The sequence below is a fragment of the Streptomyces sp. A5-4 genome (assembly GCF_051131715.1).
GTDB lineage: Bacteria > Actinomycetota > Actinomycetes > Streptomycetales > Streptomycetaceae > Streptomyces.
In genome coordinates, this window is sequence record NZ_CP178591.1 from 8,404,390 (window position 1) to 8,416,855 (window position 12,466).

The following is a 12,466-nucleotide window of genomic DNA, read 5'->3' on the forward strand; positions in this document are numbered from 1 at the left end:
GTCCACACGGCCCCGGGCAGTGCTTCCGCTGACGGCGGCTGCCATTGACGGCCTGGCCAAGGTCTCCGGCGGGCGGCCCCTGGAGGAGTTGGTCGGCCTCACCGCGGCGACGGCGGTGGTGATCGGCTCGGCCGAGCACACCGACGAACCGGTGGTGGCCGTGGAAGGGCCGACCGGGCCGGTGCTGTCCGGAGTCGGACTTGCCGCGCAGGTCACCGTCGCGGATCTGGTCAGGGCCGTCGACGCGTCGCTGCGGACGGCGGCCGTCGTGGCCGACGCGGGGGTGGCGCTCGCCGGTGCTGTGCTCATCCGCTCGGCCCGGGTCGGCGGGGACCTCGCCAGCGGTGCCTCCCACCCGGATCGCGTCGAGCTGACGCTGACCGGGCCCGGGGCGGACGGTGATCGTGAGCTGTGGGCCGAGGCCGACCCGGAGCTCACCGACGTGTGGTTCCTGGAGGTCCTGCTGCGGTCGGTGGCCGGTGTGCTGGCCGCCTTCACCGACCCGCGAAGCGCCGTCGCGGCCCTGCCGGCGGCGGGGCCGGAGGATGTCGCGACATCGACCGGCTTCGGCCGTTACGGCTTCGAACCCGATTTCGCCACTACGACGTTGACGGCGCCGATCGAGGCCATGGTCCGTAAGCACCCCGACCGCACGGCGGTCGTCGCTGGTGCCGACACGCTCACCTATGGCGAGTTCTGGCAGGCGGCAGAGACGGTCGCGGCCCGACTGCGGGCCTCGGACATCGGCCGGGGGGACAGGGTGGCGCTGTTCACCGGCAAGTCGATCCACGCCGTTCCAGCGATCGTGGGCACCTTGATCGCCGGAGCGGCCTATGTACCGCTCGACCCCCACTCACCGGCCGCGAGGCTGGCCGAGATCCTCGACGACGCGGAGTGCTGCGCCGTGCTCGCCGCGCCCGACATGCTCGCCGAGCTGCCCGCGGGGCTCTCGGCTCCGGTGATCGACATCCGGTCCGCAGTCGGCCATGAAGCGGAAGGCGGCGACGCCAGGCAGCCCGGGCCCCTCCCGGACGATCTCGCGTACGTCGTCTACACCTCGGGGTCGACCGGCAGGCCCAAGGGTGTCGAGATTCAGCACCGCGCCATTGCGAGCTATGTGCACTGGAAACTCGGCAACCACGGGCTGGACCCCGACACCAGGTTGTTGCAGCTGCCGTCCCTGGCTTTCGACAGTTCCGTGGCCGACCTCTTCCCCGTACTGGCCTCCGGTGGACGCATCGTGCTGGCGGACACACACAGGCTGCTGCCGCGCCAGCTGGCGGAGCTGGTGGAGCAGCACCGGATCACCCATCTGACGACTGTCCCGAGCCTGTACCGGGTCCTGCTGCACGAGCTCGCGGGCGTCGCGGCGACGCTCCGCCTCGTCACGGTGGCGGGTGAGGCCACGACGGCCGATCTGGTCCGCAGGCACCACGAATCGCTGGGCGGGGTCAGGCTGGTCAACGAGTACGGTCCGACGGAGAACTCCGTCGGCGCGACCGCGTTCGACCACGGCACCGACGCCGGACCCGGGCTGCCGATCGGTCGGCCCATCAGCAACACCGTCGCCACCGTGACAAGGGCCGACGGGCGGCCCCTGCCGGCCGGCTTCGTCGGAGAGCTTCGGCTGGCGGGGCACGGTCTGGCGGTCGGGTACCGCAACCGCCCCGAGCTGACGGCCGCGGCATTCGTCGCCGACCCCGACGCACCTGGCGGACGGAGCTACCGCACCGGGGACCTCGTCTGGTGGCGCCCGGACGGAATGCTGGAGTTCGCCGGGCGGGCCGACGATCAGGTGAAGATCCGCGGGCACCGGGTGGAGCCGGGGGAGGTGGAGAGCGTGCTCGCCCTCCTGCCCGGCGTCGAGCAGGCGGCGGTGACAGTGACGAGCGGCGCCGATGGCGCACCGGCGCTGGCCGCCTGGCTGAAGATCGTCGGCACCACGGTGGAGGAGATCCGGACGCGGGCCGCGACCGGACTGCCGCCCGCGATGATCCCGACCTACTTCACCCTGGTCGACGAGTTGCCCCGGCTGGTGAGCGGCAAGGTCGACCGGGAGGCGCTGACCCGCCGCTCCGAGCCGGCCACGGCCCCGGCTCCCGAGCCTGTGCCGGCGCCCCCGGAGGGGTCTTCGCAGCCGCAGGAGGCGACGGTCGGCGACGAGTTGGAGGCGACGGTCGGGGGCATCTTCAGGGAGGTTCTCGGCTGTGGCCCCACCGGTCCCGACACCGACTTCTTCGAGGAGGGCGGGCACAGCCTGCTCGCGATCTCCGTCCTCGACGGCATCGAGAAGCAGCTGGGCGTGAGCGTGGACATGGGCGACTTCTTCGAGACGCCCACCGTCCGGGAGGTCACCGAACTGGTCCGGCAGGCCAAGCCGGTACCCGAGAAGCGGGCACGTGCGGAGGCCGGTCGCCAGGCCGGCTGAGGGGCCGGGGCCTCACCACTACCCGCCACGGGTGCTGCGCGTCGTCCGTGCTCGACGTGGGGCGCCGCGGTCCGTACCCCGCGGCGGCCCGTCCGCCCCGGCGGGATGACGGCCAGGCCCGACCCGACGGCAGTTCCCCCGTACGCACACCGGAGCGACCTTCCGACCTCGCGCGGAAACAGGAACGGCGCGGTCCACGATTCGTGGACCGCGCCGTTCCTGTCGGCCGCCTCGGCCGGTCGGACGGGCGCCGATCAGCCGATCAGCCGGGAGCCGACGGACCGGCGCATGGCCCGCGACTTACGGAGGTCGTGGGTCACGTTGACCCGCTTGAGCCAGCGGTCCGTGCCGTCGTAACGCGCCTCGAAGGCACTGCGGCTGTGCACCACCTGGTGGTTGTTCATGAAGACACAACTGCCCGCCTCCAGGGGGCAGTCCGTCAAGTTGGCCTGAAGCAGCCGCTCCGCCGCCGCGAGGGCCCGTGCGGCCTCGGGGTCCTCCTCAGGCGCCGACATGTGCGTCGCGTCGAAGCACAGCAGAGGGTGGGACCGGGAGCCGGTCAGCACGGGCACGAGGCCGAGACCGTTGATCAGTCGCGCGATGTTCTCGAAGACCAGCCGGTCCTCCTCGCTGTGCACCGTGTTGTTCTCCGGCAGGTGCGACTTGTCGGGAACGATGTGGAACCGGCTCTGGAAGAGGATGTCGAGCACGTTGTCGGGGAGTGCCGAGAAGTCCGCCTCCGCGACCGTGACCGGGACGGAGTCCGGGTTCCGCAGCGACGAGAGAATGATGTAGTCGGCTCGGTACGGGTGGAAGGCGTCCTCGGTGTGCAGGGTCAGCGGCGTCTTACTGCCCGTGCCCAGCAGTTCGCTTTCGTACTGGCGTATCGGGAACACGTCGTTGACCAAGTGCCCGTCCTGCTGGGTGGCCCAGCCGAAGGGCTCGCCGAGCAATGAACCGTAGAGAAGGATCATGATCTCCTCGGGCAGTTCGTGATGGACGCGCTGCTCGTCCTTCCAGTGCCCGGGCGTACGGCTGATGCGCTCGTTGTCCACCAGATGTCCGCTGACCGAGCAGAAGCCCTGGGCCTGGTCCAACGAGAAGGCGCGCAGGAACCGCCGGATCCGCTCGGGCAGCCCGTCGGTGAGCAACGGCAGGTCCTGGAGCAGCCGTTCGTCGTCGGCCGCGACGTACCGCTCGGACAGGCGCAGGGTCAGTTCGGACACCTGCCGGGCCTCGGCCGCGGTCAGTTGTAGCTCCGTCCCGGTCCGGGTATTCGTTGACGTCGTCATGATGCTTCTCCTCGTGGGCAGGGGCGAAGGGCCGGGTTAGGCGTCGAAGTGGAAGCCGCTGAAGGTCCGTTCCGTGGGCGCCGGCTCGGGTGCGGGCTCCTCGGGGCCGTGCAGGAGGCGTGTCAGCTCCTCGCCGAGCCGCCGTACCATCCGCTCGGCGGTGTCGGCGGCGTAGCGCAGGGTGTCGTACTGCAGGACCAGCCGCATCCCCCGCGCGTGCTCCACGAACTGGAAGGACAGCTCGAACATGCCGACGCGCACCGGTACGGGCCCGCCACTCAGGGCGATACCGCCCGGTGGGCAGGGGCCGGTGTCGATGCGGGGGTACAGCGCCGCCCAGACATCGAAGAACGGCATCCGCCCGGGGGACCGGGGCGGATCCAGAGCCGCGACGAGCGCGTCGAAGGCCACCTCGCTGTGGTCCACCGCGTCCATCGTGCGCTGTGCGACCTGACGTACGAGATCCTCCGCGGACATCGAGTCGTGTACCTCCAACCGCAGCGGCACCGTCGCGACATGGAAGCCGACCGCATGCTCCTTGCCGAGCCGCGCCCTTCGGTCCACGGCCGTGCCCAGGCAGATGTCCGTACTGCCTGTGGCCCCGGCCAGGGTTCGTGCCAAGGCGGCGGCCAGTGGTGCGAACGGGCCCGCGTGGTGCCTCCTGCCCAGGTGCGTCAGCCGTGCCAGCACGTCGGGGCCGATCTCTTCCACAGCGGTTGCCGTGGTGGCGCCGACCGGACGGGTACGCGGGCCCCGTACAGGCAGTGGGAGCGGGGCAGGGGGCGGCAGGAGCAGGTGGCGCCAGTGGTCGATGGCGGCCTGCGGATCCGTCGCGCGGTCGGCGGGCGGCACCTGCCGCGGCTCACCGGGCGGCTCCTGGACAGCGCCGGACGCCTGGTCCGCGTAAGCCTCCACGGCTTCGGCGGCGAGGATCTCCAGGCTGCGCCCGTCGCACACCAGGTGGTCCGCGACCAGCAGCAGTGACCACTGCCCGCCGGGACGCAGGAACAGGGTGGTGCGGGCGAGCGGGCCCGTCGACGGGTCGAACGGCGCCTCGACGCGTTCGTTCACCAACGCGTCGAGACGGCCCGCCTGCAGGTCGCGCGCACGCAGGTCGACCACCTCGAACGGGGGTACGCGGTCGGTGACCACGGCCCGCGGGGCTCCCTGCGCCTCGACGAACACGGTCCGCAGCGCCGGGTGCCGCCGCGCCACGGCGGCCAGTGCGCCCGCCAGCCGGTCGACGTCCAGGGGGCCGGTGCCGTCCAGTAGGCAGGGCACCGTATAGGCCCCGGAGTTGCCGTCCCCGCGCTGTCGCTCCAGCCACAGCCAGCGGGTCGCGTCCGCGACCTCGGTACCGGGCAGCGGATCGGCGTCCCGCTGCCGCGGCCCGGGCGGCGCGGTGTCGGCGGGTTCGGTGGTGGTGGGACCGGCTTCGGCCAGCCGGGCCGCGAGGAGTACGGGGGTGGCGGCGTCGAAGATGTCCCGGACGCGGACCCGTACCCCGAAGGCGTCCTCCACGGCCACGGCGAGTGTCAGGGCCGACAGGCTGTGTCCGCCCGCGAGGAAGAAGTCCGTGTCCGGGGTGACATGGTCCAGTTCCAGTGCGCCGGCGAACAGCACGCACAGCCGCTGCGTCGGATCGGGGTCAGAACTCATAGCGCGTGTCACTCCAAACAGAACCGGTTGCGGACGGGCTCGGGGACGTGGACGGAGGCTCGGGCGGCGGCGGGACAGCGGCCGATGGTGTGACCCGACCGGAGGTCAGGCCGTGCAGCGCAGCGGCGATGTGATCGGCGTAGGCGCCGGCCTCGGCCTCGTCGAGAAGGTTGTCGTCGTACGTGAGGTCGAGGTGCAGCTCCTCGCCCTTGACCCGCGCGTACAGCCACAGGTCGCTGGTGGCGGGCAGATCGGGCGCCAGCAGGTCCTCGACGGCCTGGCTCTCCGGCCGCAGGCCCGCGTTCTCCCAGCTCACACCGAGGTCGAGCAGCAGACTGCGGCCCGGGTTCGCGCGCAGGGCAAGCCGGTCGGCGAGGACGTCGAACGGCAGCCGGGAGTGCTCGTACGCCTCGACGATCCCGCTCTGGACCCGGGGCAGCAGGTCCCTCGCGGAGACTTCGCCGTCGAAGGTGACCCGCAGGGGTACCGCGTTGACCAGATAGCCGATCAGCGCGTCGGCCTCGGGCCGGTGCCGGAGCCCCGCGGCGAAGCCGACAACGAGGTCCGCGGCCCGGGTGCGTTGGTGCATGGTGGTGGCGAAGGCCGTCACCACCTGTGCGAATGGAGTTGCCGGCGCGTCGCGGAGCAGCACCGCGGGAACAGTCCTGCGGACCAGTGCGGTCCGGCCCCGGCGGCGTCGTCGTCGAGCCGGGTCCACGGGATCCGGCCCTTCCGTGACGCCGCGCAGCCGCTCCTGCCAGAACTCCACCTGGCGCTCGGCCTCCGGGCCGGCCAGCCACTCCTGCTCCTCCCGGACCCAGTCCTGGTAGGTGTAGGAGAGCCGGGGCAGCTGTGCCGGCTGCCCGGCCAGGATCTGCTCGTAGGCGGCGAAGAGGTCGCGCAGCAGCACGTCCACGCTCGCGCCGTCGTAGATCAGGTGGTGTGCGGTGACGGTGAGCAGGTCGCCGCCGTCGGTCCCCGAGAGCAGCCGCACCTCGAAGAGTGGTGCCTGCTCCAGCGTGAAACTGGCATTTCGCGCGTCGTGCAGCGCGGCCGTGACCTCGGGACCTGAGGGATCGGCGCCGGGCAGCTCCACCACGACCAGCGGCGCCCCGTCCGGCAACCGCTCAAGTACGGTCAGCTCCGCCTCAGTTCCCCGGGGCAGGACCTGCGCGCGCAGCATGTCCTGCCGCCCGACGACGGCTTCAAGTCCACGGCGGAGTGCGTCGGCATCGATCCGGCGTCCCAGGCGTACGAGGTCGGAAATGATGAAGGTGTCCGAGCCCGCCCACCGCGAGGTCAGCCAGACGCGGCGCTGAGCGCGGGACAGCGGGAGGAAGTCGCCGGTCGCGGCCCGGTCCGCGGCGGGGCGCCGCCGCGTGCCCGCGTCGCTCGGCTGTCCGGCGATGGCCGCGCTCAGCGTGCCCACGGTCTGGAAGGTGAAGACCGTACGCACCTGGACCCGCAGCGCGTGCGCGATGCGCGCGGCGGACAGACTGTGCCCGCCCAGCTCGAACAGGTTCGCGTCCGGGTCGGTGACGGGCCGCTCCAGGACTTGCGCCCACGCGTCGGCGACGTGCTGTTCGGCCTCCGTCAACGGGCGGGCGGCAACGGGGGAGTCCACGTCCGACAGGACATCCGCGGGCGCGGGGAGCGCCCGTCGGTCGAGTTTGCCGCCGGCGGCCACGGGGAGCGCGGGGAGGTGGACGTAGGCGACGGGCAGCATGTACGCGGGCAGCCGCCCCGCGAGGTACTGCCGGAGCACCGCCGGGTCCGACTCGCCGACCACATAGGCGACCAGCCGTGGTTCGCCGTCGGGGCCGTCCACCGGGACCACGGCGGCGTTGCGCAGCCCCGGGGCTTCGGCGAGGACCGCCGCCACCTCGTTGGGCTCGACCCGGTTGCCCCGGATCTTGAGCTGGTCGTCGGTCCTGCCCAGGTACTCCAGGCGCCCGTCGGACAGTCGGCGGGCCAGGTCGCCGGTGCGGTACATCCGCTCTCCCGGGCGCACCCGGCTGGGGACGAAGCGGGCGGCCGTCAGCTCCGCGTCGCCGAGGTAACCGCGAGCCAGGCCGGCCCCGCCGACGCACAGCTCGCCCGGAGCCCCCAGCGGCACCAGCTCACCCCGCGCGTCGAGCAGGTCGACCCACTTGTCGGGCAACGGGCGGCCGATCGAGGCGTCGCCGGAGGCGGTGGGGACCCGCGGGGGCGGTGTGCCCGCGGCCTTCGTCGGGTCCACCGGCTCCACCGTGGTCACGACGCTGTCCTCGGCGGGACCGTACTCGTTGAACAGCCGCACACCGGGCAGGAGTTCGGCGTGGCGGGCGGCGAGCGCCCGGGTCACCCGCTCTCCGCCGAGCGCGACCTGGCGTACCCCGCGGAACGCCGACCCGACCTCGTCGAGCAGCATCTGGTAAAGACTCGGTACGAGCAGCACATGGCGGATCGGGTGCTGCCGCATCACCGCGGCCACCGCCTCCGGCGTCAGCAACTGGTCCCGGGTGACGATCACCATGGGCGCACCCGACCCGAGCGCGCTGAACACGTCGGCGATGCCCGCGTCGGCGTGGATCGGATCCACCTGGAGGACCGCGCCGTCGGCATCGAGACCATAGTGGCCGATGCGAAACCGAACGGAGTTGACGATGCCCCGGTGCTCCACCATCACGCCCTTGGGTGCTCCGGTGGACCCCGAGGTGTAGACGACGTACGCGAGATCGGCGGGGCGGGCCGGGGGTTCCTGTGGCTCGTCCCGGGCCGGATCAACCCCGGCCGGTTCTGCGGCGGTCACCGTGGGAAGACCCTCGTCGGCCGCGATCCGGGTGAACTCCGCCGAGGTCACAGCGGCGACCGCGCCGCTGTCGCGGAGCACGGCCGCCAGCCGGGCCGCCGGCTGCTGCGGATCGAGGGGAAGGAACGCCGAGCCGGTCTTGAGGACGGCGAGCAGTGCGACCGGCATCCATTCGGAACGGTCGCACAGTACGGCGACCACGCGGTCGGGGCCGGTCGGCGCCGCCGCGGTGAGCCGGGCGGCGAGGGCGTCGGCCCTGCGGTCCAGTTCCCGGTAGGTCAGGACCTGTTCGCCGCAGACAACGGCCCGCCCCCCGGGCGCGCGCCGTACCTGCGCGCCGACCAGGTCGAGCAGAGTGCCCGCCGTGGCCCCGGCGGGCAGGCTCTCCCCGGTACCCGTCGCGATGAGTGCGTCGCGCTGTTCGGCGGGCAACAGGGGGACCGCACCGACGGGGTGGGAGGGATCGCCCACCAGAGCGGACAGGACGCGGTCCAGCTGCCCGGCCATGCGGTGCACGGTGCCCGCGTCCAGTACGTCCTCGCGGTAGGTGATCGCCACCTCGATCGGCCGGTCGGGGCCGGGTTCGGTGAAACTGAACGACAGGTCGAAACCTTCCGCCCCGGCATCCAGCCGAATGTGGTCGGCCGTCTCGCCCTCGGCGGCGCCCAGTGGGTCCGTACCGGAGACGGCGGCCTCGACCAGCACGTCGAAGAGCGGGTTGCGGCCCGTGATCCGCTCGCCCCCCATCGCTTCCACAAGGCTCTCGAAGGGGTACTCCTCGTGGGCGCGGACCTCCCGCGCATGTGCCGCCACCGCCGCCACCAGGTCGGCGAAGCCGCGCAGCGGATCGACCGGGGTGCGCAGCGCCACCGTATTGACGAACAGCCCTACGGAATCGGCCAGTTCCGGATCGTCGCGACCCGATACGACTGTCCCGAGCACGATGTCGTCAGCCTGACTCCAACGCATCAGCAGGACACGGACGGCGGCCACCATCGCCGTGAACGAGGTGGTGCCCAGCTCCCGGCACAGCTCCTGCACGGACCGGCTCGTCCGTGCCCCGACCGTCAGCCGGACCGTTCCCGCCGCCGAACTGCGCTCCACCGGCCTGCGGCGGTCGAGCGGCAACTCCACGCCCGGTGCGCCCTCCAGGGTGCGCCGCCAGAACTCATGCCCCTCCGTGTCGGCCCGGCGGGTGCGCTGCCCGAGCGCGTACGCGCCGTACTGCGTGGGCTCCGGCAGCCGCGCCGTCCCGTTCAGGAACCGCAGGAGGTCGCGGAGGATCACCGCGAACGACCAGCCGTCACAGATGCTGTGGTGGACGGACAGGAGAAGCGTGCCACCACTGCTCCCGTCCTCGACGAGCCAGTGGGCGCGCAGCAGCGGACCCTCCGCCGGGTCGAAGGTGTGGCGCTGCTCCTGGCCGGCGATCCGGCGCAGCAGCCCGGCGGCTTCCCCGGCTCCGGTCCGGTGGACCCGTAGGTGGGGCCGGGCGTCCTCGGGCGCCAGCACGATCTGCTGAAGCTCGTCGTGCTCGGCGCGGAACACGGTGCGCAGTGCCTGATGCCTGCCCACCGTCCGCTCCAGCGCCGCCGATACGTCGGCAGGCGCGTGGGAGCCGGACAGCCGGAAGGCTTCCACCATGTTGTACGGGCGCAGCTCACCGCCCTCGTACTGTTCGAGGAACCACATCCGGCGCTGGGCGTTGCTGGCCGGTACCGGGCCCGGGGTCTGTGGCCACGGAGTGCGGGGTGCGCGCTCCTGGCGATCGCCGGCCCCGGCCTCGCGCAGCAGCGCGCCGAGCCCCTCGGGCGTGCGGGCCGTGAACACCCCGCGAACGGTGATCGCGCCGCTCGCGGAGGCGGCGCCGAGCCTGCCCGCGAGTACCGCGGCGGTGAGGCTGTGGCCGCCCGCTGCGAAGAGGTCCTCGTCCCCGGCGCGCGGCGGGGCGCCGAGCACGTCGGCCCAGATCCGGGCGACGGTCCGGTCGGCCTCGTCGGTCGGCTGCCAGATCTGCCCGTCCAGGTTCGCGATGTGCGCCAGGACCGCCTCGCGGTCGATCTTGCCGTGCAGGGTGATGGGCAGGGCGTCGACGCGCAGGATCCGGCCGGGGACCATGTAGCCCGGGAGCCGCAGCGCCAGCCGGGCGCGTACGTCGGCCGGTTCGAGCCTCTCGTTCGAGGTGTAGACGGCCGCGACCGTGGGCGGCCCGGAGACAGCGGCGAGGGGCAGGACCGTGGCGGCGAGGATGCCGGGAACGGAGCTGAGGGACGCCTCCACCTCACCGAGTTCCACTCTGTTGCCGTGGATCTGGATCTGGTTGTCCCGGCGGCCGAGGAAGACCAGTTCCCCCCGGTCGTTCCAGCGGCCGAAGTCACCGGTCCGGAAGGCCCGGATGCCGGGGTACGCCGGGAGCTCGCAGAACCGGCCCGGCCCGGTGGGCTCGCCGTCGAGGTATCCGCGGGCCACGCCCGGGCCCAGGACATGGATCTCACCGGGCACGCCGGACGGCGCGTGGTCTCCGCCGGCGGTGAGCACCACCACCCCGAAGCCGGGGGAGGGTTTGCCGACCGGGACGGTGGTCAGGTCGGGGAAGTCGGATCCCGGGCAGGTGAAGGTGGTCGCCTCGATGGTGGCCTCGGTGGGCCCGTAGAGGTTGGCGAAAGTGCCCACGCGCAGCCGGCTCGCCAGCCGTGGCAGGAGTCCGGCCGGGATCTCGTCGCCGCCGAGCAGGCAGATGCGGATCTGTTCTCCGGCGCCCGCCGGCAGCCCTTCGGCCATGACGGAGAGCAGCGAGGGGACACAGTTGAGGACATTGACGCGCAGGCGGCGGGTGAACGACCAGAACTCCGCGGGGGAGAGCTCCTGGGGCGACCCCATGGGGACCACGCAGCCGCCCGCGGCGAGTGTGGTGAAAATCTGGTACGTCAGGGCGTCGGACGAGATGGCCGAGAGCAGGGCGCACCGGCTCTCCTCGTTGAAGCCGACGAGTCGCCCGGAGGTGACCGTCTTGTGGGCGAGCTGACGGTGGCTGAGGGCCACCGGACGGGGAAGTCCCGTCGATCCGGAGGTGAAGAAAAGAATGGCCTCGTCGTCGGGCCCCGGCCCGGCCAACGGCCCGGAGCCGCTGTCGTCGGCGGAGGCCAGTGCCTGCGGGGACACCACCGGAATGGCCAAGCCGCCGGGGAGCTCCTCCTGTCCGGAGATGGCGCAGACCGCCCCGCTGAGGCGCAGCTGCCTGGCGAGCCGCACCGGGGGATGGGAGGGGTCCAGGGGCACGAACGACGCACCCGCCCTCAGCACCGCCAGTACGGACAGCACCAGTTCGGGGCTCCGGGGCAGCAACAGGGCGACCCGGTCGCCCGGTTTCACCCCGTGGTCGCGGGTGAGAGACCGGGCGGCGCGCGAAGAGCGCAGGGACAGCTCCCGGTGGCTCCACACCATGGCGCCGTCCGCCACCGCCTCGCGCTCCGGAACGCGGCCCGCGGCCTCGTCGACGATGCCGGTGAGAGTCGCATCGGGGAAGTCGGCCATGACGGGCAGGCCCGACCACTGCTCCAACTCGGCGCGCTGGCTGGGGCCGAGGATGTCCAGGTCGGCGGCCGGCCGCCGAGGGTCGAGTGCGAGGCCGGTGAGGGCCGCCGCCGCACAGTGGATCAGAGCCGCCGCTGCCACCGGCATCGCGCCGCCCGCCTCGGCGGACAGGGTCAGCCGGTCCCCGGTCCGCCGCAGGGTCAGGCACAGGTCGACCGGCTGCAACAGCTTGCCGCCCGCCTCCTCGCACACGACACCGAGCCGGGCGAGAGCGTGGCCTGCGGGCACCCCGGCGAGTCGCAGTCGCGAGGCGATCGCCTCCCTGTCGTGCCACGCGAGGGGCGCCGCGGATTCGAACTCGGTGTGCAGGGCCGTCAGGAAGGCGGTGGCCGGTGCCTCCCGGTCGAGGGGAGCGCAGAGCGCCAGTTCCCGTGGCGTCGCGTCCGCGTCCGCGCCGCCGGTTGCCCGGGGCGAGGGGGTGGGCGCGGGCACCAGGAGTACGTGCCCGCCCTCCTCGTCGAGGGTGGCCAGTGCCAGTCGCGCCGCCGCGACGGTCAGCAGCAGCAGTCCGGTCGCGTCGCCCCCGGTCAGGGCGTCCAGCCGGTGGGTGACGGCGGGCTCAAGAACACATTCCGTTGTGCTTGCGGCCGGGGAGACGACATCCAGGAAGGGAACTCCGTGGCCGGCTGCCAACCGGGCGAGCCAGGATTCACTCAGGGCATTGTCACTCAGCATTTCTCACGCTCACCCAATAGCCTCGAT

Annotated in this window: 4 protein-coding genes; 1 reads left to right on the forward strand and 3 read right to left on the reverse strand. The window is 72.6% G+C overall.

Features of this window, described 5'->3' with window-relative positions; genetic code table 11:
* Window positions 1–19 precede the first annotated feature (19 nt).
* A complete protein-coding gene (locus ACLLJJ_RS39260; RefSeq protein WP_434599530.1) occupies window positions 20–2,428 on the forward strand; it encodes a non-ribosomal peptide synthetase in 2,409 nt (802 codons plus the stop codon).
* Between the two features lie 254 nt (window positions 2,429–2,682).
* Here the strand turns inward: ACLLJJ_RS39260 and gntD are convergent, their stop codons facing one another.
* From gntD to ACLLJJ_RS39275, 3 genes are read right to left on the reverse strand one after another with little or no spacing between them, the layout of a single operon-like run.
* A complete protein-coding gene (gntD, locus tag ACLLJJ_RS39265; RefSeq protein WP_434599531.1) occupies window positions 2,683–3,720 on the reverse strand; it encodes a guanitoxin biosynthesis L-enduracididine beta-hydroxylase GntD in 1,038 nt (345 codons plus the stop codon).
* Between the two features lie 36 nt (window positions 3,721–3,756).
* A complete protein-coding gene (locus ACLLJJ_RS39270; protein WP_434599532.1) occupies window positions 3,757–5,379 on the reverse strand; it encodes a condensation domain-containing protein in 1,623 nt (540 codons plus the stop codon).
* The gene (locus ACLLJJ_RS39275; protein WP_434599533.1) at window positions 5,369–12,439 is read right to left on the reverse strand and encodes an amino acid adenylation domain-containing protein; all 7,071 of its coding nucleotides are present in this window, start codon (window positions 12,437–12,439) and stop codon (window positions 5,369–5,371) included. Before ACLLJJ_RS39275 ends, ACLLJJ_RS39270 begins: the two co-directional genes overlap by 11 nt.
* Between the last annotated feature and the right edge of the window lie 27 nt (window positions 12,440–12,466).

What these genes read in the sequence shown, in the direction of transcription:
- gntD (WP_434599531.1), bottom strand. Translation starts at nt 3,720, where the DNA reads ATGACGACGTCAACGAATACCCGGACCGGGACGGAGCTACAACTGACC.
- ACLLJJ_RS39270 (WP_434599532.1), bottom strand. Translation starts at nt 5,379, where the DNA reads ATGAGTTCTGACCCCGATCCGACGCAGCGGCTGTGCGTGCTGTTCGCC.
- ACLLJJ_RS39275 (WP_434599533.1), bottom strand. Translation starts at nt 12,439, where the DNA reads ATGCTGAGTGACAATGCCCTGAGTGAATCCTGGCTCGCCCGGTTGGCA.